Raw genomic sequence first — 18,344 nt, forward strand, 5'->3', positions numbered from 1 at the left:
CAGGAGCGGGTGGCCTCGAAGGGAAGGTGGTCGGCGGTGAGCGCGACAAAGACCGTGTTCATGTCTTCGGCTCCTTCCGCTCGGGCTTCCCGGGCTCTTCCCGGTGCGTCGTCGAGCATAGGGCGTGGGTGGCGGGCGTGTCCAGGGTGCGGGGAGTCGGACGATCGGTCGGTTGCGGCGGACGCCTGATCGGGCGACGGCATCCGGATGCTGCGACCGTGGAACCATGACCATCACAGCGCCCGTCCCCACCGTGCCGGCCTCGGCCGTCACCCGCATCCGCTACGGCGGACTGATCGTGTTGATGCTGATGGGCTTCCTGCTGGTCACGGCCGAGTTCCTCCCCAACGGCGTGCTGACCGAGATGGCCGACGGGCTCGGCGTCACTCCCGGTCAGGCCGGACAGACCGTCACTGTCACGGCTCTCGTCGGTCTCGTCGTCGCGCCGACGATCGGACTGATCTTCCCGCGCCTCGACCGACGGTCGCTGCTGGTGTGGATGGCGCTCGCCGCGGCGGTGTCGAACCTCATCGTGGCGATCTCGCCGAACCTGATCATCGTGTTGCTGGCGCGCTTCCTGCTGGGCGCCGCGATCAGCGCGTTCTGGGCGATGTCGATCACTGTCGCCGCCCGCCTCGCGGGGCCCGAGAACCTCGGTCGCGGCGTCATGTTCACGTCCGCGGGCGTCTCGCTGGCGACGGTGGCCGGCGTGCCGCTGGGCGTGATGCTGAGCGAGCTCGTCGACTGGCGGATGGTCTTCGCCATCGCGGGCGGGCTGATGGTGGTGCTCGCGGTCGTCCTGCGATTCACCCTGCCCTCGGTGCCGGCCGAGCGCGCGTCGAGCCTGCGCCTGCTCGTCGACACGCTGCGCCGGCCGGGCATCGGGCTCGGCATGGTCGGACACGTGCTCGTGGTGCTCGGGCACTTCCTCGCCTACACCTACGTGCGTCTCGCGCTGGAGCGCATCCCCGACGTCGACGCCTCGACGATCGTGGTGCTGCTCGCGCTGTTCGGCGTCGGAGGCCTCCTCGGCAACATCACGATCGGGCTCGTCATCGACCGCACGTTCGCCTTCTTCGCCGTGTTCGCGCCGCTGGTGATCGCCGTGTCCGTGATCTCGATGATCCTGTTCTCCGGCTCGATCCTGGGCGTGGGCATCGTGGTGGTGGTGTGGGGCTTCTTCTTCTCGTCCTGGTTGATCGTCGCGAATACCTGGGTCGGGCACCGGATGCCGGATCGGCTCGAAGCCGGCGGCAGCCTCGTGGTCGTGGGCTTCCAGGGGGCGATCACCATCGCGGCCGGCGTCGGCGGGCTGCTCGTCGACACCCTGAACGTCGAGCTGGTCTACGTGCTCGGTGCGGCCGCGCTGCTCGCCGGTGCCGTGCTCTTCGGGGTGTCGAATCGGGTCAGCAGTCGAGCCTGACGTGGCGCGGCGTCAGGCGGAGACCGGGATCCGGTTGGCCAGACGCCAGGATGTGGGGGTCAGCCCGGTGCGGCGTCGGAACGCGCGGCTGAATCCCTCGTCCGAGGCATAGCCCAGCTCGCGGGAGATCTCGGACACGCTCCGCCCGGCATCCAGCATGCGCTTGGCCGCATCCACCCGGACCTCGGTGACGTAGTCCGCGGGGGAGCGGCCGACGGCGTTGCGGAACCGCTCGGCGAACGTCGACCGCGACATGGCGCCGATGGCCGCGAGGCGTTCGACCGTCCAGTCGCGGCCGGGCTCCTCATGGATGGCGTCGACGACGCGGTCGAGGAACGGATCGTTCGACAGAGACGGCCAGCCCGCCGGTGCGCAGCCGTTCGCCGCCCAGGCGCGGATGACCGACAGCAGCACGGTCGTCGCCATCATGCGGCAGATGACCGGGTCGCCCTGACGGGCCGGGAGCACGGTGTGATCGACGAGGCCCATGTTCAGGGCCAGGGCGGCGGCGGCCGGCTCGACCGCGTCGAATCCGGTGACCGTGAGGAACGGCGGGAGCAGCGCAGGCAGCGGCGACGCGGCATCCGCGAGCACGATCTCGGCGATCATGATGCTCGTGTCGCCCCGGGCCTCGAGCGCGAACGGTGTGCGACCGAGGGTGAGGAAGGCGTCGCCCGCGACGAGGAGGTCGCGGCGGCTACCCGGATCGAGGGTGAGGCGATGCGAGTCCGGGTCGACCTCGAGGCGGCAGCCGTCGCCGAGCGGCGGATGCCCGTGCACGCCGCCCTCCACGATGTACACGAGGGTGATGGCGCCGGACGGGATCGGCAGCAGCGTGCCGGAGACGAGAGTCATCCGACGGCCGACGCCGACGCGGAGGTCGACGGCGCCGAGCACCTGCGAGATCGCGTCTGCATCCACTGTCACCATGCCTTCGGCAACGCCGCCGCCGGGCCTGCTATTCCGCCGTCGACTTTCTTCGAGGCGCGAGACGGGGCGCATCGTCGTGGCGTTCTCAACCATTCGGTTGATTCGACGGCGATGACCGCCGGATACGGTGGGAGGACCCCCACCCGAGGAGTTCCGTGTTCCGTACCCCCGACCGCCTGTTCCGTGTTCTCGCGATCGCGGAGGCGATCACCTGGACGATCCTGATCGCCGCGATCATCGCCCGTGCCGTCGGCGCGCCCGGGGTCGTGGTGACGGTGGGTGGCGGCATCCACGGATTCGTGTTCCTCGCCTATGCGGCGACGGCGATCCTGGTCGCGCTGAACCAGCGCTGGCACCTCGGCGTCGGTGTGCTCGCGGTGGTCAGTGCGGTGATCCCGTACGCGACGATCCCGATGGAGATCTGGCTGCACCGCACCGGATGCCTCGACGGTGCCTGGCGCTTGGAGGCCACGGACGACCCGCGGGATCGCCGCTGGTACGACCGGCTGATGCGGTGGTTCCTCCGCAGGCCCTGGGTGCTGGCGCTGCTTCTGGCCGTCGGCATCGTGGCGCTGTACGTGATCCTGCTGCTGGTCGGTCCTCCCGGCGGCAAGTGAGCCGTTTCGGAGTGCGCCCGGTCTGCGTGCCGGTCAGGGTGTGACGACGATCGCGTTCGCCTCGGTGACGGCGTCCATGATCTTCTCCGCGTCGTTCGCGGTGCAGTCCACGATCGTGTAGAGGCCGACTCCGGTCCGCGTGAACGCGCGCGCGGCCATGAGCCAGGAGCGGGAGCCGTCCACCGCGCTGACCTGACGCATCTCGACGCCCCCGTTGCCGCCCGCCATGTAGCTGAATTCGCCGGTTGTGGCGACGGGGGTGATGTCGGACGTCGGGGTCTCCAGCAGCACGCCGAGGATCGCATCGGACGACGCGCTGTCATCGCCCTCGACGACGGGCACATCGGTCATGTGGCCCTGCCAGAACCGCACCGTGCAGGTGCCGTCTGCCGTGCCGTACGTCCAGCCGCCGTTGCCGTCGTCGGGCGAGACCATCTCCCACTGCTCGTCGGCGATGAATCCGTCCCCCCACTCGATGTAGGTGTCGGGATCGAGGTCGAGGCCCTCCTCGAAGGTCAGCGTCGTGCCTCCGGTGGGGGCGTCCGGGGCATCCGTCCCGTCGGTCTCCGTGCCGGGCGACGGTGCTGAAGAGGGAGCCGCTGCCGGGATCTGTGCGTACAGGCATCCGCTCAGGGGCAGGATCGCGAGTGTCACGATGGCGGCTGCGGTGCCGAGTCGGCGGGTGGCGGAGGGGGTCCACGTCATGCCCGTCAGCCTAGCGGGGGCCGGCTACGCCGTCGGAGGGGGAGAGGAGGAGCCGGGGCGGTCCGCCGAGGGGATGGCGATGCGCGGTATCGGCCGGCTCGATCCGTCGACGGGAGCCGTCCTCTTGGGGTTTCCGGAGGATCCGCGACCGCATATCGGTATTTCGTTTTCCGGCCCTGATCTGGCCCTTTAAATGTCGGTGGCCCCTGATTGACTCGAGATATGGCAGCACTGGTGGATGCGACGGTCGAGCAGGTTGAGGCGCTGGCCGCGCTCACCGACATGCTCGTGGGGCTGGAACGCACGATCAGCAGTCTGCAGGCCGCGCGCGACGGCGTGCTCGCGGTCGGTTCCCGGTTGGCGCTGCAGGTGGCCGACGAGGCGGAGCATCCGGATTTCGGCGACCTGACGGCACGCACCGTCGCGGCAGAGATGGCGGCGGCGCTGCGGGTGAGTGACCGCACGGTGCAGGCGCGGATGACGGAGGCGGTGTGGCGGGTGGAGCGCTTCCCGCTGGTGTGGGCGGCCCAGGGCGCCGGCCGGATCAGCGCCGCACATGCGCGGGCGATCTGCGATGCGGCAGAGCATCTGGAAGACGCCGCCGATCGCGACGCATACTCCGCCGAGATGGTCCCGTTCGCAGAATCCGAGTCCCCGAACCGGGTGTCGCGGTACGGACGGCGAGTCGCGGAGCGGTTCCAGTCCCGGTCGGTCGACGAGCGGCACAGGGATGCTCGGGAGAAGAGGTCGGTGTGGGTGAAAGACGTCGGCGACGGCATGTCGCAGCTCGGGCTGCTCGGCCCGGCTGCGCTCGTCCACGGCGCGTTCGAGCGATTGATGCAGATGGCGCAGAGCGTGCAGAAGTCGGGATCTCCGGAGCAGGCCTCGGCGCAGGATCAGGAGCCAGCGCAGGAGCACGAGGATGACGATCGGCGCACCGTCGCGCAACTCCGCGCCGATCTCGCGCTCGACCTGCTGCTCACCGGTGCTCCGGCGGGGCACGACACCCCCGATGGCCTCCTTGCCGCGATCCGTGGATCGGTCTCGGTCACCGTTCCGGTCACGACCCTGATGGGGCGGGGCACGACTCCGGCCGAACTCGACGGACGCACGCCGATCGACGCCGCCTCGGCGAAAGCTCTTGCGGGTGCCGCGTCCGGATGGGATCGCATCCTCACCCATCCGATCACCGGGGCTCTTCTCGCGGTCGACCGCTACCGGCCCGGTTCCGAACTGAAACGGCATCTGCGGGCCCGAGATCAACGCTGCCGGTTCCCCGCCTGTGGATACGCGGCTCGCGACTGCGACATCGACCATCATCACGATGCCGCCCGCGGCGGGCCGACCGTCGCGAGAAATCTGGGTCACCTCTGCCGCCGTCACCACGTGCTCAAACACCATTCGCCGTGGGTCGTCGAAGTGCTCGGCGACGGTGCCTACGCCTGGACGAGTCCGACGGGCCGGGTCTACGTCGATCGACCGCAGCCTCAGAACACGGTCACGTTCGTGGAGGAGCACGACCCGGCGCCCTTCTGATCGCAGGCCCCGAAGCGCTGGCTCGAGGCGGTGCACAGAGGCCTCGCCGGCGCGCTTTCTGTAAAGTTGAGCCGACTCGTATCAAGTTGATTTGACACGGTTGAAGCTCGAGCGTACAGTTGAGCCATCGCGACTCAGGTTTCCCTGATCGCCGCAGATTTCCGCACCACAATGAACATCCAGTTCAACGAAACTTCCAACAAAGGAGAAAACACATGGCACGTGCTGTCGGTATCGACCTCGGAACCACCAACTCCGTCGTCAGCGTCCTCGAGGGTGGCGAGCCCAAGGTCATCGCCAACGCCGAGGGCTTCCGCACGACCCCCTCGGTCGTGGCCTTCACCAAAGACGGGGAGGTGCTCGTCGGTGAGACCGCGAAGCGCCAGGCCGTCACCAACGTCGACCGGACGATCGCTTCCGTCAAGCGCCACATGGGCACCGACTGGAGCTTCGACGTCGACGGCAAGAAGTGGACGCCGCAGGAGATCTCCGCGCGCATCCTCATGAAGCTCAAGCGCGACGCCGAGTCGTACCTGGGTGACACGGTGACCGACGCGGTCATCACGGTTCCCGCGTACTTCAACGACGCCGAGCGTCAGGCCACCAAGGAGGCCGGCGAGATCGCGGGCCTCAACGTCCTGCGCATCATCAACGAGCCGACCGCGGCCGCTCTGGCCTACGGTCTCGACCGCGGCAAGGAAGACGAGCTCATCCTGGTCTTCGACCTCGGTGGCGGAACGTTCGACGTGTCGCTGCTCGAGGTGGGCAAGGACGACGACTTCTCGACCATTCAGGTGCGCTCGACCGCGGGTGACAACCGCCTCGGTGGCGACGACTGGGACCAGCGCCTGGTCGACTACCTGATCAAGCAGTTCAAGGAGACCACGGGCGTCGACGTCTCGGGCGACAAGATCGCCCTGCAGCGTCTCAAGGAAGCTGCCGAGCAGGCGAAGAAGGAGCTCTCCTCCTCGACCTCGACCAGCATCAACCTGCCCTACCTGTCGCTGACGGAGTCCGGCCCGGTGTCGCTGAGCGAGACCATCACCCGCGCGAAGTTCGAGGACCTCACGAAGGACCTGCTCGACCGCACCAAGAAGCCGTTCGAGGATGTCATCCGCGAAGCCGGCATCAAGGTGTCCGAGATCGACCACATCGTGCTCGTCGGTGGATCGACGCGTATGCCCGCCGTCGCCGAGCTCGTCAAGCGCGAGACCGGCAAGGACGCGAACAAGGGCGTCAACCCGGATGAGGTCGTCGCCGTCGGAGCCGCGCTCCAGGCCGGTGTCCTCAAGGGTGAGCGCAAGGACGTCCTTCTCATCGACGTCACCCCCCTGAGCCTCGGCATCGAGACCAAGGGCGGCATGATGACCAAGCTCATCGAGCGCAACACGGCCATCCCGACCAAGCGCAGCGAGACCTTCACCACGGCAGACGACAACCAGCCGTCCGTCGCGATCCAGGTCTTCCAGGGTGAGCGTGACTTCACGCGCGACAACAAGCCGCTCGGCACGTTCGAGCTGACGGGTATCGCTCCGGCTCCCCGTGGCATCCCGCAGATCGAGGTCACCTTCGACATCGACGCCAACGGCATCGTGCACGTGTCCGCCAAGGACAAGGGCACCGGCACCGAGAAGTCGATCGTCATCTCCGGCGGCTCCTCGCTGTCGAAGGAAGACATCGAGCGCATGGTGCGCGAGGCCGAGGAGCACGCGGCCGAAGACAAGGCGCGCCGCGAGGCCGCCGAGGTCCGCAACCAGGCCGAGACGCTCGCGTACTCGATCGACAAGCTGATCACCGAGAACGACGACAAGCTGCCCGAAGACGTGAAGACCGAGGTCAAGGCCGACGTCGACGCGCTCAAGACGGCGCTGGCCGGCGACGACGACGAGGCCGTGAAGACCGCGTTCGACAAGCTCAACCAGTCCCAGTCCAAGCTCGGCGAGGCCATCTACGCCTCCTCGCAGGCGGATGCCGCTCCCGGCGCTTCGGCTGAGGGCGAGGCCCCGGCCGGTGACGCTCCCTCCTCTGAGGAAGACGTCATCGACGCTGAGGTCGTCGACGACGAGGACGAGAAGAAGTAATCATGACGGACAAGAACTTCGACGAGAACCAGAATCCTGAGTCCGCCGAAGGTCGCAGCGAGGGGTCGGACGCTCAGGCGTCCGGCCCCGCGCCGCACCACCCGGACTCCCGCGAGGCAGCAGCCGCCGAAGGGTCGGACGAGACCCCGATCGACGGCGCAGACGACCTCACGGTCGACGACATCCTCGGGGCGACGCAGACCGGTGAGGCCGCGGCAGAAGACGCCGTGCTCGCCGACCTCGAGTCGACCCTGCTGAACGACCTCAAGCGCCTGCAGGCCGAATACGCCAACTACCGTCGCCGCACCGAAGAGCAGCGCCAGGTCGAGATCGAGCGGGCGAAGGGCGAGGCCGCCAAGGGCCTGGTCCCCGTGCTCGACGACCTCGACCGTGCCGCTCAGCACGGTGACCTCGTCGACGGCACCCCGTTCGCCGTGATCGCCGACAAGGTGCGCACGGTCGTGGAGCGCCTCGGCGTGGTCGCGTACGGCGAGAAGGGCGAGGATTTCGACCCGCAGCGCCACGAGGCCATCTTCCAGCAGCCGACTCCGGGAGCCGAGAAGACCACGATCCTCGAGGTCGTCGAGGTGGGCTACCGCCTCGGAGACGTCGAGCTGCGCCCCGCGAAGGTCGTCGTCGCTGTCCCTGCGGAGTAGGTGATCGATGGCCAGCCAGGATTGGTTCGACAAGGACTTCTACAAGACCCTCGGGGTCTCCAAGGACGTCAGTGATGCGGATCTGAAGAAGACGTATCGCAAGCTCGCGCGGAAGTACCACCCGGACTCCAATCAGGGTGATGCCAAAGCAGAGGCGAAGTTCAAGGAGGTCAGCGAGGCCTACTCGGTTCTCTCCGACGCCGAACAGCGCAAGGAGTACGACGAGATCCGCGCCATGGGCTCGGGCGCTCGCTTCACCGCGAGTGGTCAGGGCGCCGGCGGCTTCGAAGACGTGTTCAGCCGGTACGGTCAGCAGGGCCGAGGGCAGACCGCGGACTTCGAGGACATCTTCGCGATGTTCAACCAGGGTCAGGGCGCGAGCTTCGGCAACGGCCGCTTCGGGCAGACGAGCGGCGGCTACCGCGGCTTCGGCGGTCCGCAGCGCGGCGCCGATGTCACCGCACGCACCACGCTCGACTTCGTCACCGCCGTGCAGGGGGAGACCATCTCCCTGCAGGGCGAAGACGGCAAGCCGTTCAAGGTGAAGATCCCCGCGGGCGTCGCCGACGGGCAGAAGATCCGTCTGCGCGGCCGCGGCCGGCCCTCGCCCGACGGCGGGGAGAGCGGCGACATCGTGGTGCAGATCGCGGTGCGGCCGCATCCGGTCTTCACGCGTGACGGCCTCAACCTCCGCGTCGTGGTGCCGGTGACGTTCACCGAGGCTACTCTCGGTGCGACGATCGAGGTTCCGACGCTCGGCGGCGACGTGGTCAAGCTCCGCGTCGCGCCCGGCACCCCCTCCGGGCGGGTGCTGCGCGTCAAGGGACGCGGCGTCGCCACCTCCAAGGGCACCGGCGACCTGCTCGCCGAGCTCCAGGTCGCGGTGCCCACGCACCTCGACGACGCCGCTCGCGAGGCGCTGCAGAAGTTCCAGGAGCTCGAGCCCGAGGAGAACCCGCGGGCCGAGCTGATGGCCAAGGCGCGGCGATGACCGGTCGTCGAAGTGGGCACCGGGGGCGGAGGCGTTCATGATGAACGCCGACACCCCGGTGTTCGCGATCGCGGCCGCCGCCGAGCTCTCCGGCCTCCACCCGCAGACCCTGCGGCAGTACGACCGCATCGGGCTCGTGGTCCCCGGGCGCACCACCGGCGGATCCCGCCGTTACTCCCCTCGCAACATCGAGCAGCTGCGCGAGGTCGCCCAGCTCTCTTCCGAGGGCGTGAGCCTTCCCGCCATCGCACGCCTGCTCGACCTCGAAGACGAGAACCGGATGCTGCGCAATCGCATCGCCGTGCTCGAGGGCGCGCTGCGTACCGAGCGCGAGAACCGTCCGGGCGTGCGCGTGTTCGCCGCCGGCTCCGCGGGAGTCGTGCCGATGCCGACCGGGCGCCGCATCCGTCGCTCGACCGAGGTCGTGCTCTGGGACCCGCGCGGGAGCGCCTAGGCGCCGTCCCGATCACGGTGTGTATCCTGTCAACAGTTAACAGGAGGTCACCATGACGCAGTCCGTGAAGCGTGGAGAGTCCCTCGGCGCGCAGGTGGCCCGTGTCCTGCGGCAGCGCATCGTGCGCGGCGAACTCGCCCCCGGCGCACGCATCACCGAGGAAGCACTGGCCGAGGAGTTCTCGGTCAGCCGCGGACCCGTGCGCGACGCGCTCACGCAGCTCAGCTTCGAGAAGCTCGTCGAGGTGCAGCGCCCCCGCGGCGTCTACATCGTCGGACTCACGCACGACGACGTCGATCAGCTCTACAGCCTGCGCGGCGCCCTCGAGCAGCTCGCGCTCTCCCGGGCGATGCGCGTCGAAGACGACTCCCGATGGACCGCGATGGCGGCCGCCGTCGGGCGCATGGGTGAGGCGGCGGATGCCGGTGATCACGCGGCCTTCGTGGCCGCCGACCTCGAATTCCACTCGCAGATCTATGCCCTCGCCGACCACCCCCGTCTGGAAGGCGCCTGGAATCAGTACCTCCCGACCTTCACCGCGCTGCTCGAGGTCACGATCAACCACGACGAAGACCTGCACGAGTCGTCCGGCGACCACGTCAAGCTCATGGACGTGATGCGCAGTGGAAAGCCCGCCCAGGCCGCGAACGTGCTGTCGGAACACCTCGACGGTGCCCGCGAGCGCATGCTCGCCGAGATCGCCGCCCGCGCCTGACCGCGAGCGTCCGTCGATCGAGAGGCTGCGTCGGTCGAGAGGCTGTAGCAGTGTTGACTGTTAACAGTCAACACTGCTAACCTCAGGGGGTCGACAACAAGGTCGACCCACGTAGAGGAGCAAAGATGCCCCGCAAGCGCATCACCCGGGCGGCCGCCGCGATCGCCGCCCTCGCAGCCACCGCTCTCATCGTCTCGGCCTGCACCAAGGTCGAAGAGGGCGAAGAGGCCGGCTCGGCCTTCCCCGAGAACGACATCCGGCTCATCATCCAGGCCAACCCCGGCGGAGGATCCGACCTCTCGTCGCGCGCGCTCGCCACGGAGCTCGAGAAGATCCTCGACGTCAGCGTCATCCCGGAGAACATGCCCGGTGCCGCCGGCGCTCTCGCGATGGAGTACGTGGGCGCGCAGGATCCCGACGGCTACGTCATCGGATTCGCGCCCGTCGAGATCGCCATGCTGAACACCACGCAGGGCGCCAACGTGCAGCCGGACGACTTCGACCTGCTCGGCCAGATCATGCTCGCCCCCGGTGTCGTCACGGTCGGCGCGAACAGCGGCATCGAGACCCTCGAAGACCTCGTCACCCAGGCGAAGGCCGGCGCGGTCACCGTCGCGAACTCGGGCGCCGGCTCCATCTGGGAGGCGGCGACCATCGGACTCGGCAGCGCGACCGACGCCGAGTTCACCCCGGTGCCCTACGACGGCGGAGCGACGGCCGTCGCCGCAGCCGCCTCGGGTGAGACCGTCGCGGCCGTCTCGGGCCTCGGCGAGGCTTTGGCGCAGGGCGACGCAGTGCGCATCCTCGCCGTCATGAACGACGAGCGCCACCCCGACGCGAAAGACGTCGAGACGGTCGAAGAGGCCATCGGCGAAAACGTCATCTTCGGCGGCTGGGGCGGCATCTACGCCCCCAAGGGCCTGCCCGACGACGTGAAGTCGACCCTCGAGGCCGCGGTCAAGGAAGCCGTCGACTCCGACAGCTACCAGAAGTTCCAGGCCGACGCCGGGAACCTGGTCGTCTACCGCGACTCCGCCGAATGGACCACGTTCGTCGACGAGCAGTTCGACCTGTTCAAGGACCTCCTGGGCTGAGAAGGCCCGGTTGAGAACACTGCGGGGCCGGCGCAGGCCGGTCCCGCAGCCGTTCCTCTTCGACGAAAGAAGGAGCATGATGTCCACCCCCGACACCGCCGCGGAACCGGCGGGCCACGACGAGCCTGCCGACGAATACCAGGGCGCGCCCGCATCCCGGCGCCTCGAGATCGTGTTCGCGGTCGTCGCCCTGGCGTTCACCTCCGGCTACCTCTTCCTCTCGACCCAGATCCCGCTGCGCCGCGAAGCTGCTCCCGGGCAGATCGACGCCCGCTTCTGGCCCCTCGTCATCGGAGTCACCGGAGTGGTGATCGCCATCGCGCTGCTCGCCGTCGCCATCACCCGCCCGGCCCCGACCCGCGAAGACCTCGAGCGCATCCAGCCCGGCGGCTACCTGCGCGTCATCGCCACCCTCGCCATCACCGGTGCCTTCATCGCACTGTGGTCGCTGGGAACGGTCATCCTCTTCGGCTACCGCGTCGAGGTCTTCCCCGTCGCCGCAGCCCTGCTGATGGCCGCCCTCATGCTCCTCTACGGCCACCGCCGCTGGCTGAGCCTCATCATCTATTCCGCCTCGGTCACGGCGTTCGTCTACGTCGTGTTCGGGATGCTCTTGAGGATTCCCCTGTGAACGCGCTCATGGAGGGGCTGAACTCGCTCCTCGACATCTCGATCCTGCTCTACATGCTCGTCGGCCTCGTGCTCGGCTTCATGGTCGGCGCCTTCCCCGGCATCACCGCGACCATGGCCGTCGCCCTCGCCGCCGGCTTCACGATGACCCTCGAGCCCGTGCAGGGTCTCGCGGTGCTGCTGACCATCTACGTCGCCGCGAACTTCGGCGACCGGGTGCCGTCGATCCTCATCAACACCCCCGGCACTCCGGCATCCATCGCCACCACCCTCGACGGATATCCGATGGCCAAGCAGGGGAGGGCAGGACTCGCCCTGACCATCTCCGCGATCGTCTCGGCCGTCGGCATCCTGGCCTCGCTCGTGCTCTTCGCGGTCGCCGCCGTGCCGATCGCCAGCTTCGCCCGCGACTACTTCAAGTCGCCCGAGCTGTTCGCCCTGGTCGTCTTCGGCATCGCGATCATGATCGGCATCTCGTCGAAGTCGATGCTCAAGGGCATCCTCGCCGGACTCTTCGGCCTCATGCTCGGCAGTGTCGGCACCTACGCCGCGACCGCCGACCAGCGCTTCACCTTCGGAGTCCTCGAACTCGTCGAGGGCGTGAACTTCATCGCCGTCATCATCGGACTCTTCGGCATCGCCGAGCTGTTCGATCAACTCCTCACGTACCGCAAGTCGGCCGTGCGTCCGATCTCGAGCCTCGGCCGCTGGTGGCCGAACCGCGCCGAGCTGAAGCAGAGCGGCCGCGCGACCGCGGTCGGTGGCGCGGTCGGACTCGGCGTCGGGCTCATCCCCGCGGCGGGCGGCGACATCGCCGGACTCATCGGCTGGGAGCGCGCACGCAAGGCCTCCAAGCACCCCGAGATGTTCGGCAAGGGATCCATCGAGGGCGTCGCGGCCAGCGACACCGCCTCCAGCGCCACGCTCGGTGGTTCGCTGACGACCACCATGGCCTTGGGTATCCCGGGCGACTCGGTGATGGCCGTGATGATCGGCTCGATGATCATCTGGGGCATCACGCCCGGTCCGACGCTGTTCACCAACCGCCCCGACCTCGTGGTCTCCATCGTGGGCATCATGCTGATCGCCACGATCCTGTCGCTCGTGCTGAGCCTCATCCGCATGAAGGGCATGGTCAAGCTCCTCGATGTGCCGCAGCCGTACCTGTGGAGCGGCATCCTCATCTTCTGCATCATCGGCACCTACGCCACCTCGAACAGCCTCTCCACGGTCGTCACCATGCTCGTCTTCGGCGTGATCGGCGTGCTGCTCAAGCGCATGCAGGTGCCCGCCGGTCCCATCGTGCTGGGTCTCCTCCTCGGGCCGCTCGCCGAGGAGAACCTCGCCCGCACGCTGGCGATCCTGCCCACGCGGCCGTTCTTCGAGGTCGTCAGCCCCATCGCGATCGTGCTGCTCGCGCTGGCCGTGCTCTCGATCGTGATGCCGGCGATCCGTGCGGCCCGCAAGCCCCGTGCCGAGCGCGCGGCGCTCGCGGACTCGATCCTGCACGACGACAGCATCCAGCAGATCGAGAAGGCGCACGACGAGCTCGCCGCGCAGCCGGATCTGCTCACCTCCACCGTCCGCAACGTCGACGCCCCGCGGCGTCGTGCCCGCAAGCCCCGCAAGAACTCCGAGGAGAACGAGAAGTGACCCGCTACGACATCCTGACCGCCGTCCCGACCGCGTTCCGCCGCGACGGCAGCCTCGACCTCGAGGGGTCGCGTGCGATCTTCCGCTTCGTCGGCGAATCGGGCAACGAGGGCGCGTTCATCCTCGGCACGACCGGCGAGTTCCCTGCCGTCGACGTCGCCGAGTTCACGGCCCTCGTCGCCGCCGCCGTCGAGGAGCTGAAGGATCGCATGCGCGTCATCGTGCACGTCGGCCAGCCGAGCACTTTCGAGGCGGTGCGGCTCGTCGAGATCGCCAAGGGCCTCGGCGTGGCAGAGTTCGCCGCCCTCACCCCGTACTACCTGAAGTCGACCGAGGACGCGATCTTCGACTACTTCCAGGCGGTGTCGGATGCCGTCGGCGACGGGCGCCTGTACGTGTACATCTACCCGGCGCGCAGCGGAAACACCGTCTCGCCCGCGCTGCTGGTGCGCCTCGCCGAACTGCCGAACATCGTCGGCGCGAAGCTCAGCGAGCTGTCCCTCGAAGAGATCGCGGCATACCGCGCGGTCGTCCCCGCCGACTTCGAGCTGTACACCGGCGCCGACCGCGACCTGATCGCCGCCGTCGACGCGGGTGCGCAGGGCGTCGTCTCCGGGGTCTCGTCCGTCACTCCGAAGCCGTTCCGAGCCCTGGCCGACGCCGGACGATCGGGCGATGCCGCGGCGATCGCCGCCGCCCAGTCCGCGGTCGACGACGTCGTCTCCCTGATCGGTGGAGACATGGCCCGCATGAAGGAGGCATACCGCGTGCTCGACGTCGTCGACGCATACTGCCGTATGGCCATCGCCGAGCCGACCGAAGCCGAGCGCACCGCCGTCGCCGAAGTCGTCGCCGCGCACCGCTGACCGGGGCCCTCGCAGGAGGGCGATCACAGGAGATGGAAAAGTGCGCTTCCTAGCGTGGAAGCAGGGAACGACCCTGCTCCGCGCCTGGCGCGCGGGTGTCCTGCCACGAAGGAAGAACTCCTCATGACGAACACCAAAGCCTCCTCCGCCGCCCCTTCGCTGGGACTCCTCGTCCTGCGCGTCGTGGTCGGTGCGATCTTCGCCGCGCACGGCGCACAGAAGATCTTCGAGTTCACGCTCCCCGGAACGATCGGCAGCTTCGCGGGCATGGGTATCCCGCTGCCCGAGATCGCGGCGCCCGTCGTCGCGTTCGTCGAACTCGTCGGCGGTCTCCTGCTGATGCTCGGGCTCTTCACGCGCCCGGTCGGCATCCTGCTCGCGGTCGACATGATCGTCGCGCTCGTCGCCGTGCATCTGCCCGCCGGCCTCTGGGTGGGCGAGGGTGGCTACGAGTTCGTCGCCGTGCTCGGTGCCGCAGCGCTCGCGCTCGCTTTCACCGGTGCCGGACGGTTCTCGGTCGATGGAGCGTTCCTGCGCGGTCGAGCGCCGGCGTGGCTCGCCTGACAGCAGAGCAGTGACACGGATGCCGCGGGGGTGACCCCGCGGCATCCGTCGTCTGCGGGCATGTGCGCCGTTCCGGTTGACGGATGAGGCACGATAAGGTTGCGTAACCATTTCATTCTTGACACCGCTGTGAATGCGGAGTTATGGTGATGAAACCGATTTCACGCAGACCCGGCGAGAACTCGGATGCACCGTCGCATAGAACTTGCTGCCCAAAGGAGTGAACAGTGAAGTCGAACCACGCACACCCGTCCCGCCGAGCCCGCGCGCTGCGGATCACCGGCCTCGTCGCTGCCGCGACCATCGCCCTGGCCGGATGCGCCGCCGGCGACGACTCGTCGGATGCCGGAAGCGCCGGGGGAGAGCTCACGTTCTCCAACTGGCAGTTCCTCGAAGACGGCAAGGGCCCGATCATCTGGGACGCCGTCAAGGGCTACACCGGACCCGATGACAACATCGAGCTCACCAAGGTCGAGATCCCGTTCGCGAACTACGCCGACAAGCTCAGCACCGAGCTGGGTGCCGGCGGCGGCCCCGACGTGATGGTGCTGCAGGACAGCCAGTTCGCCTCGCTCGTCGACGCCGGCGTGCTCGAGCCGCTCGACGACATCGCCGACGAGCTCGGCGACACGCTCAACAACACGAACGAGGCCGGAGTCTTCGACGGCGGGCAGTACGGCTTCAACTGGGAGCGCCCGACCTACAGCACCGTCATCTACAACAAGGACATCTTCGCCGAACTGGGGCTCGAGGTCCCGACGACGTTCGATGAGTTCCTCACCACGGCGAAGACGATCAAGGACGAGCTGGGCATCTCCGGCTGGGCCGGTCGTCACCAGACCGCCGAGATCGACGGTTGGACGCTGGAGATGGCGAACTGGATCTACGGATTCGGCGGCGAGCTCAGCGACGGGAAGAAGCTCACGATCGACAAGGCCGAGAACGTCGAGGCCGTCGAGGCGTTCCTCGAGACGTTCGCCTCGGGCGTCGCCCCCATCGGCGACGACGCGTCGACCTTCCGCGCGAAGTTCGGCCAGGGCCAGGTCGGAATGCTGTTCGAGAACTCCGGTGTCGCGACGACCATCACGAGCAACCCGGACAACGCCGTGAACGGCCAGAACATGGGCGCGGCTCCGCTGCCGCTCGCGAACCCCGGCTCGAACTCGCAGCTGATCATCGCCGTCAACGCGAACAGCGACAACAAGGAAGCCGCCAAGGACTTCGTGCGCTGGGTGCTCGGTGAAGAGGGCCAGACCGCCATCCGCGCCGGCCTCGGCGCCTCGGCCATGGCCACCGACGTCGAACCGGATGCGGCCTTCCTCGAGGCCAACCCCTGGGCGACGCAGTTCCTCGAGGCCGCCAAGACCTCGAAGTCGACGCTCGTCGAGGGCTTCGAGACCGAGAGCAAGGTCGTCTGGCGCGAGGTCCTCACCGCGGTCGAAGACCTGCGGGTCAACGGCGGCGACGTGAAGGCGAAGCTGGCCGAGGTTCAGGAGAACCTCGAAGCCGAACTCGGCTGAGCACCCCGAGGGGCGGGCATCACCCCGCTGCCCGCCCCTCGGTCATCCCGCGACACGCGAAAGGACCCCGGCCATGGCCACCCCCACGCTCGAGGCGCGACCACAGACGCCCTCAGCTTCGCCGCCACGGCGACGCCGCGACACCGGCGCGATCGGACGCTTCATCGAGCGCAACGGCGCCTACCTCTTCCTCTTCCCGGCGATCGCGTACCTGGCGATCTTCACGGTCTTCCCCCTGATCCGCGGCGTGCTGCTGTCGTTCACGGCGACCAAGCTGGTCAACCCCGCCGGGGGACGACCGGTCGGCATGGAGAACTACGAGTACCTGCTGTCGAGCGACAAGTTCTGGTCGTCCGTCATCACGACCCTCCTCTACACGCTCTTCACGGTGGTCTTCTCGGTCGGCATCGGAACCGCCGGAGCGCTGCTGCTCAACACCGCCTTCAAGGGGCGCGGCATCATCCGTGCCATCGCGACGATCCCGTGGGCCGTGCCGACGGTGGCCGCCGCCCTCATCTTCGTCTGGATCTACAACAACGAGCAGGGCATCCTGAACCGCACCACCTCGGCGCTCGGCCTCGGTGAGCACGGCTGGCTCGTCGATCCGAAGTACGGGCTGTTCGCGGTGACGCTCGCGACGGTCTGGAAGCTCACGCCGCTCGTGATGCTGGTCATGCTCAGCGCCCTGCAGAGCGTGCCGCACGAGCTCCGCGAAGCGACCTGGGTCGACGGCGCCACGCGCTTCCAGTCCTTCCGGGCCGTCACCCTGCCCCACATCATGCCGACCGTGCGCGTCATCACGCTGCTCATGACGATCTGGTCGATCCGGCGCTTCGAGATCATCTTCCTGATCACCGGTGGGGGACCGCTCGACGTCACCAACACGCTCGTCGTGAACGTCTACCGCACCGCGTTCCAGGATCAGAACCTCGGACGCGCCGCGGCCATCGGCGCCCTCGGCCTGGTGCTGTCGCTGCTGGTCACCGTCGTCTACTTCATCGTCGAGCAGATCCAAGAACGTCAGGAGAGCCAGCGATGACCACCGTGCGCATCCCCACCGACCTTCCGCGTCGCCGCGGGATCGGCGCCAAGTTCGGCAGCCTCGGCAAGGCCGTTCTCATCACGCTGCTCGTCGTCTTCGCCGGATTCCCGGTGTACTGGATGCTGGCGACGTCGCTCGGCACCGAGGCTTCGCTCTACGGCGGCAGCCAGCCGCTGCTCCCCGAGGTGCAGAACATCGGCCAGTGGGGCGGGTTCCTCTCCGACATCCCGATCCTGCGCTGGCTCGGCAACTCGTTCGTGATCGCCGCCGGCACCACGATCCTCAGCCTCGTGCTGGCGACCATGGCCGCCTATGCGCTCAGCCGCTACAAGTTCCACGGCCGCGGTGTCGCCGGCTTCATCTTCTTCAGCACGCAGATGCTGCCGGAGGCGCTGATCATCGTCCCGCTGTACGCGATCTTCGCCGGCGCCGGGCTGCTCAACAGCCACTGGGGACTCGTGCTCGCCGACACCGCGTTCGTGATGCCCGTGAGCATGTTCATCATCAAGAGCGGCATCGACAAGATCCCGTACGAGATCGAGGAGTCGGCCCGCATCGACGGCTGCTCGCGCCTGCGCATCCTGACCACGATCGTGCTCCCGCTGATCATGCCGAGCATCGCGGCCGCCGCCGTCATCGCGTTCTTCGACGGCTGGAACGAGTTCATGTTCGCGAACACCTTCATCTCGTCGTCCGACCTGTGGCCGGCATCCGTCGGACTGTCGTCGTTCCTCGGGCAGTTCTACACGCCGATGAACATCGTCATGCTGTGCGCACTGCTGTTCGCGCTGCCCGCGATCATCTTCTTCCTGTGGGCGCAGCGCGGCATCGTGTCCGGGCTCACCGCGGGATCCGTCAAGGGCTGAC

At 68.2% G+C, this 18,344-nt stretch carries 18 protein-coding genes; 16 read left to right on the forward strand and 2 right to left on the reverse strand.

Annotation, left to right across the window (positions count from 1 at the left end; genetic code table 11):
• Positions 1–226: 226 nt before the first annotated feature.
• Positions 227–1,423: an MFS transporter gene (locus J7E45_RS11950; protein WP_215069407.1), complete on the forward strand. Its 1,197-nt coding sequence runs from the start codon at positions 227–229 to the stop codon at positions 1,421–1,423.
• Positions 1,424–1,435: 12 nt separating this feature from the next.
• Here J7E45_RS11950 and J7E45_RS11955 read toward each other — a convergent pair whose 3' ends face one another.
• Positions 1,436–2,353 carry a helix-turn-helix domain-containing protein gene (locus J7E45_RS11955; protein ID WP_215069410.1) on the reverse strand — a complete coding sequence of 306 codons (918 nt, stop codon included), beginning with the start codon at positions 2,351–2,353 and terminating at the stop codon, positions 1,436–1,438.
• A gap of 155 nt (positions 2,354–2,508) precedes the next feature.
• On the opposite strand from J7E45_RS11955, the gene J7E45_RS11960 reads away from it, so the two are divergent.
• Positions 2,509–2,970 (forward strand): DUF3817 domain-containing protein, encoded by a 462-nt coding sequence (locus J7E45_RS11960; protein WP_215069412.1) that lies wholly within the window; start codon positions 2,509–2,511, stop codon positions 2,968–2,970.
• Between the two features lie 33 nt (positions 2,971–3,003).
• On the opposite strand, the gene J7E45_RS11965 is transcribed toward J7E45_RS11960, so the two are convergent.
• Complete coding sequence (locus J7E45_RS11965) at positions 3,004–3,675, reverse strand: hypothetical protein (protein WP_215069414.1); 672 nt, start codon at positions 3,673–3,675, stop codon at positions 3,004–3,006.
• 222 nt (positions 3,676–3,897) lie between these two features.
• On the opposite strand from J7E45_RS11965, the gene J7E45_RS11970 reads away from it, so the two are divergent.
• The 14 genes from J7E45_RS11970 (at position 3,898) to J7E45_RS12035 (ending at position 18,343) form a co-directional block, all read left to right on the forward strand.
• The gene (locus J7E45_RS11970) at positions 3,898–5,211 is read left to right on the forward strand and encodes an HNH endonuclease signature motif containing protein (RefSeq protein ID WP_215069416.1); all 1,314 of its coding nucleotides are present in this window, start codon (positions 3,898–3,900) and stop codon (positions 5,209–5,211) included.
• A gap of 215 nt (positions 5,212–5,426) precedes the next feature.
• A complete protein-coding gene (gene dnaK, locus J7E45_RS11975) occupies positions 5,427–7,292 on the forward strand; it encodes a molecular chaperone DnaK (RefSeq protein WP_215069418.1) in 1,866 nt (621 codons plus the stop codon).
• A gap of 2 nt (positions 7,293–7,294) precedes the next feature.
• Positions 7,295–7,948 (forward strand): nucleotide exchange factor GrpE, encoded by a 654-nt coding sequence (locus J7E45_RS11980; RefSeq protein ID WP_167632707.1) that lies wholly within the window; start codon positions 7,295–7,297, stop codon positions 7,946–7,948.
• A 7-nt stretch (positions 7,949–7,955) separates the two neighbouring features.
• Positions 7,956–8,939 (forward strand): DnaJ C-terminal domain-containing protein, encoded by a 984-nt coding sequence (locus J7E45_RS11985; protein ID WP_091031920.1) that lies wholly within the window; start codon positions 7,956–7,958, stop codon positions 8,937–8,939.
• Positions 8,940–8,979: 40 nt separating this feature from the next.
• Entirely contained in the window at positions 8,980–9,393 is a 414-nt protein-coding gene (locus tag J7E45_RS11990) for a heat shock protein transcriptional repressor HspR (protein ID WP_215069803.1), read from the forward strand.
• Between the two features lie 52 nt (positions 9,394–9,445).
• Entirely contained in the window at positions 9,446–10,108 is a 663-nt protein-coding gene (locus tag J7E45_RS11995; RefSeq protein ID WP_215069420.1) for a GntR family transcriptional regulator, read from the forward strand.
• A gap of 125 nt (positions 10,109–10,233) precedes the next feature.
• The gene (locus J7E45_RS12000) at positions 10,234–11,202 is read left to right on the forward strand and encodes a tripartite tricarboxylate transporter substrate binding protein (protein WP_215069422.1); all 969 of its coding nucleotides are present in this window, start codon (positions 10,234–10,236) and stop codon (positions 11,200–11,202) included.
• 79 nt (positions 11,203–11,281) lie between these two features.
• On the forward strand, positions 11,282–11,833 hold the full coding sequence (locus J7E45_RS12005; protein WP_251053651.1) for a tripartite tricarboxylate transporter TctB family protein: 552 nt from the start codon (positions 11,282–11,284) through the stop codon (positions 11,831–11,833).
• Positions 11,830–13,485 carry a tripartite tricarboxylate transporter permease gene (locus J7E45_RS12010; protein ID WP_215069427.1) on the forward strand — a complete coding sequence of 552 codons (1,656 nt, stop codon included), beginning with the start codon at positions 11,830–11,832 and terminating at the stop codon, positions 13,483–13,485. Before J7E45_RS12005 ends, J7E45_RS12010 begins: the two co-directional genes overlap by 4 nt.
• A complete protein-coding gene (locus tag J7E45_RS12015) occupies positions 13,482–14,351 on the forward strand; it encodes a dihydrodipicolinate synthase family protein (protein WP_215069428.1) in 870 nt (289 codons plus the stop codon). The genes J7E45_RS12010 and J7E45_RS12015 overlap by 4 nt, the downstream gene beginning before the upstream one ends.
• Before the next feature lie 123 nt (positions 14,352–14,474).
• Positions 14,475–14,915 (forward strand): DoxX family protein, encoded by a 441-nt coding sequence (locus J7E45_RS12020; RefSeq protein ID WP_105711546.1) that lies wholly within the window; start codon positions 14,475–14,477, stop codon positions 14,913–14,915.
• Positions 14,916–15,142: 227 nt separating this feature from the next.
• A complete protein-coding gene (locus J7E45_RS12025; protein ID WP_091031893.1) occupies positions 15,143–16,435 on the forward strand; it encodes an ABC transporter substrate-binding protein in 1,293 nt (430 codons plus the stop codon).
• A gap of 73 nt (positions 16,436–16,508) precedes the next feature.
• Positions 16,509–17,474 carry a carbohydrate ABC transporter permease gene (locus tag J7E45_RS12030; protein WP_091031891.1) on the forward strand — a complete coding sequence of 322 codons (966 nt, stop codon included), beginning with the start codon at positions 16,509–16,511 and terminating at the stop codon, positions 17,472–17,474.
• On the forward strand, positions 17,471–18,343 hold the full coding sequence (locus J7E45_RS12035) for a carbohydrate ABC transporter permease (protein WP_081860046.1): 873 nt from the start codon (positions 17,471–17,473) through the stop codon (positions 18,341–18,343). The genes J7E45_RS12030 and J7E45_RS12035 overlap by 4 nt, the downstream gene beginning before the upstream one ends.
• Position 18,344 lies beyond the last annotated feature (1 nt).

The organism is Microbacterium sp. ISL-59 (genome assembly GCF_018613945.1).
Lineage (GTDB): Bacteria > Actinomycetota > Actinomycetes > Actinomycetales > Microbacteriaceae > Microbacterium > Microbacterium oxydans_B.

Bases quoted from the DNA above. Each gene is read 5' to 3' on its own strand.
- dnaK (WP_215069418.1), top strand. From the start codon at position 5,427: ATGGCACGTGCTGTCGGTATCGACCTCGGAACCACCAACTCCGTCGTC.
- J7E45_RS11995 (WP_215069420.1), top strand. From the start codon at position 9,446: ATGACGCAGTCCGTGAAGCGTGGAGAGTCCCTCGGCGCGCAGGTGGCC.
- J7E45_RS12020 (WP_105711546.1), top strand. From the start codon at position 14,475: ATGACGAACACCAAAGCCTCCTCCGCCGCCCCTTCGCTGGGACTCCTC.
- J7E45_RS11965 (WP_215069414.1), bottom strand. From the start codon at position 3,675: ATGACGTGGACCCCCTCCGCCACCCGCCGACTCGGCACCGCAGCCGCC.
- J7E45_RS12030 (WP_091031891.1), top strand. From the start codon at position 16,509: ATGGCCACCCCCACGCTCGAGGCGCGACCACAGACGCCCTCAGCTTCG.
- J7E45_RS12000 (WP_215069422.1), top strand. From the start codon at position 10,234: ATGCCCCGCAAGCGCATCACCCGGGCGGCCGCCGCGATCGCCGCCCTC.
- J7E45_RS11955 (WP_215069410.1), bottom strand. From the start codon at position 2,353: ATGGTGACAGTGGATGCAGACGCGATCTCGCAGGTGCTCGGCGCCGTC.
- J7E45_RS11970 (WP_215069416.1), top strand. From the start codon at position 3,898: ATGGCAGCACTGGTGGATGCGACGGTCGAGCAGGTTGAGGCGCTGGCC.
- J7E45_RS12035 (WP_081860046.1), top strand. From the start codon at position 17,471: ATGACCACCGTGCGCATCCCCACCGACCTTCCGCGTCGCCGCGGGATC.
- J7E45_RS11950 (WP_215069407.1), top strand. From the start codon at position 227: ATGACCATCACAGCGCCCGTCCCCACCGTGCCGGCCTCGGCCGTCACC.
- J7E45_RS11980 (WP_167632707.1), top strand. From the start codon at position 7,295: ATGACGGACAAGAACTTCGACGAGAACCAGAATCCTGAGTCCGCCGAA.
- J7E45_RS11985 (WP_091031920.1), top strand. From the start codon at position 7,956: ATGGCCAGCCAGGATTGGTTCGACAAGGACTTCTACAAGACCCTCGGG.
- J7E45_RS12005 (WP_251053651.1), top strand. From the start codon at position 11,282: ATGTCCACCCCCGACACCGCCGCGGAACCGGCGGGCCACGACGAGCCT.
- J7E45_RS11990 (WP_215069803.1), top strand. From the start codon at position 8,980: ATGAACGCCGACACCCCGGTGTTCGCGATCGCGGCCGCCGCCGAGCTC.